Source organism: Actinomadura logoneensis, from assembly GCF_003428695.1.
Classification (GTDB): Bacteria; Actinomycetota; Actinomycetes; order Streptosporangiales; family Streptosporangiaceae; genus Spirillospora; species Spirillospora logoneensis.
Map to the genome: position 1 here is coordinate 1 of NZ_QURH01000089.1, position 2,940 is coordinate 2,940.

General features: G+C 73.2%; 2 protein-coding genes. Both read left to right on the forward strand.

Features of this window, described 5'->3' with window-relative positions:
• Window positions 1-165: 165 nt before the first annotated feature.
• The gene (locus tag DZF91_RS04360) at window positions 166-2,082 is read left to right on the forward strand and encodes an ABC transporter ATP-binding protein (protein WP_407920876.1); all 1,917 of its coding nucleotides are present in this window, start codon (window positions 166-168) and stop codon (window positions 2,080-2,082) included.
• Window positions 2,083-2,210: 128 nt separating this feature from the next.
• Window positions 2,211-2,852 (forward strand): hypothetical protein, encoded by a 642-nt coding sequence (locus tag DZF91_RS04365; protein ID WP_147340990.1) that lies wholly within the window; start codon window positions 2,211-2,213, stop codon window positions 2,850-2,852.
• Window positions 2,853-2,940 lie beyond the last annotated feature (88 nt).

Genomic DNA, 2,940 nt, shown 5'->3' on the forward strand with positions numbered 1-2,940 from the left:
CGGGCGGCGGCGCGGGCGATCCGGGGCGGCGCGCGGGAAGGCACGGCGGCGTCGGCGCGTTGTGGTTCGTGCGGACTGAGATGCTTACTTGATTACGTTCGCCGGCCGGCGTCCGCGTTCCGCGGCGGCCGGACCGCGAGGACCTTGGGGAGGGCCCGTATGGGGATGCCCGGGATGCCGGGGAACGGCTGGCAGGTGATGGCCTCGTTCCGACGGGACAGCTCGGTCACGCAGAAGAAGCTGGCCAAGGGGACCGTCAAGCGGATCGCCGGGTACGCGCGGCCCTACATCCGCGAGCTGGTGCTCTTCCTGGCCCTGAACGCCCTCGGCGCGGTGATCGTGGTGGCGAACCCGCTGCTGCTCAAGGGCATCATCGACCGCGGCATCATCCCCCACCGGCAGGGCGTGGTGATCGGCCTGGCGGTCACCGTGGCGGCGCTGGCGCTGCTGGAGGCGGTGCTCGGCCTCGCGCAGCGCTGGTACTCGGCGAAGATCGGCGAGGGCCTGATCTACGACCTGCGGACGCAGGTGTTCGGGCACGTCCAGCGGCAGCCCGTCGCGTTCTTCATGCGGGCCCAGACCGGCTCGCTGATCAGCCGCCTGAACAGCGACGTGATCGGCGCGCAGCGGGCCCTGACGACCACGCTGTCGTCGGTGGTGTCCAACGTGATCAGCCTGGTCCTGGTGCTGGTCACGATGCTGGTGCTGTCCTGGCAGGTCACCCTGATCGCGCTGCTGCTCCTGCCGATCTTCGTGCTGCCCGCCAAGTGGGTCGGCAAGCGGCTGCAGGCCGTCAGCCGCGAGCAGATGCAGCTGGACGCCGAGATGAGCTCGCTGATGACCGAGCGGTTCAACGTCGCCGGCGCGATGCTCGCCAAGCTGTACGGCCGTCCGGCCGAGGAGGAGGAGACCTTCGCCGGACGCGCCGCCCGGGTCCGCGACATCGGCGTGGTCTCGGCCATGTACGGCCGGGTGTTCTTCACCGCGCTGACCCTGGTCGCGGCGCTCGCGACCGCCATGGTCTACGGCGTCGGCGGCTCCCTGGTCGTGAACGGCAGCTTCCAGCTGGGCACCCTGGTCGCCCTGGCCACCCTGCTCACCCGCATGTACGGGCCGCTGACCGCGCTGTCCAACGTCCACGTGGACGTGATGACCGCGCTGGTGAGCTTCGACCGCGTCTTCGAGGTGCTGGACCTCAAGCCGCTCATCGACGACAAGGACGGCGCCGAGCCCCTCACCGTGGACGAGCACGAGGCGCCCGCGGTCCAGTTCGACCACGTCTCGTTCAGCTACCCGTCCGCCGAGGAGGTCTCGCTCGCGTCGCTGGAGTCGATCGCCCGCAGCGACACCGCGCCCGGCCGGGACGTGCTGTTCGACGTGGACTTCACCGCCGCGCCCGGGCAGCTCGTGGCGCTGGTCGGGCCGTCCGGGGCGGGCAAGTCCACGATCACGCACCTGGTGTCGCGGCTGTACGACGCGTCCGGCGGCGCGGTGCGGATCGGCGGCCAGGACGTCCGCGACGTCACCCTGGACTCGCTGCGCGCCCGGGTCGGCGTCGTCAGCCAGGACGCGCACCTGTTCCACGACTCCATCCGGGAGAACATGCGGTACGCCCGTCCGGACGCCACCGACGAGCAGATCCTCGCGGCGCTGGAGGCGGCCCAGGTCGGGGAGCTGGTCGCGGACATGCCGGACGGCCTGGACACCGTGGTCGGCGACCGCGGCTACCGGCTGTCGGGCGGAGAGAAGCAGCGCCTGGCCATCGCCCGGCTGCTGCTCAAGGCCCCCTCGGTGGTCGTGCTGGACGAGGCGACCGCGCACCTGGACTCCGAGTCCGAGGCCGCCGTCCAGCGGGCGCTGCGCACCGCGCTGGCGGGCCGCACCTCGCTGGTGATCGCGCACCGGCTGTCCACGATCCGCGAGGCGGACCAGATCCTCGTGGTGGACGCCGGCCGGATCGTCGAGCGCGGGCGGCACGAGGAGCTGCTGTCCGGCGGCGGCCTCTACGCCGAGCTGTACCGCACCCAGTTCGCCCGCCAGGAGGAGCGGACGGACGGCGCCCCCGTCCTCGCCGCCGACTGATCCGTCCTCCCGCCCCGGAGTCCCCGCTCGGCCTCGGGCGGGACGCCGGTGCACGTCGATCCTGTGATCGAACGGTCGCTTTCCGTAAGGTGGTGTCCGTCAACGCGACGGACGACGGGGGGCATGCGATGACGAGGATGCGTGCGGCGGGGGCCGTGCTGACAGTGGCGGCCGTGGCCTTCGCGGGCACGGCCTGCGGCTCGGACGGCGGGCACGCCAAGAGCGGCGGGACGTCCGCCGCGCCGAAGGGTGCGGCCGTGGCCAAGGCGAGGGGCGGGACCGCGGCGACGACCCCGGCGACGCACCCATCGCCGACCGGCCACGGGACGGGCGGTACCGCTCCGCCGAAGCTGAGCGGGGTGGCGCCGCAGGCGTCGGTGAAGGTCGGGCGCGTCTGCTCCGACAACGGGATGGTGGCCCGCACGTCCGACGGCAAGGCCGCCTTCTGCACCATGCGCAAGGGCGAGAAGCAGCCGCGCTGGGTCGCCGCCAACGGCGCCGCGCCCATCCCCACCGGCAGCGTCAAACCCGGATCCACCTGCTCGGACGTGGGCGCGGTCGGCCAGACCCAGCAGGGGAACGGGCTCGTCTGCGTCAAGCACGGCGGCACGAGGACCTGGACCGAGGTGAAGGGGAGCGTCGCCATCCCCGGTGCGATCCGCCCCGGCGGGTTCTGCGCGCCGCTGGGCGCCAAGGGGCAGACGGCCCAGGGCGTCGTCTACACGTGCACGAGGACCGCGGCCGACAAGCAGGCCCGCTGGCGCAAGTAGGCCGTCGCCGCCCCTGACACGCGCCGCGCGGTCCGGCCTGGCCCGGCCCGGTCCGGCCTGGCCCGGCCCTGCCGGGAGGCGGGCGCGG

Excerpts from the sequence above, each read along its gene's own strand:
- DZF91_RS04360 (WP_407920876.1), top strand. The coding sequence starts at position 166 with ATGCCCGGGATGCCGGGGAACGGCTGGCAGGTGATGGCCTCGTTCCGA.
- DZF91_RS04365 (WP_147340990.1), top strand. The coding sequence starts at position 2,211 with ATGACGAGGATGCGTGCGGCGGGGGCCGTGCTGACAGTGGCGGCCGTG.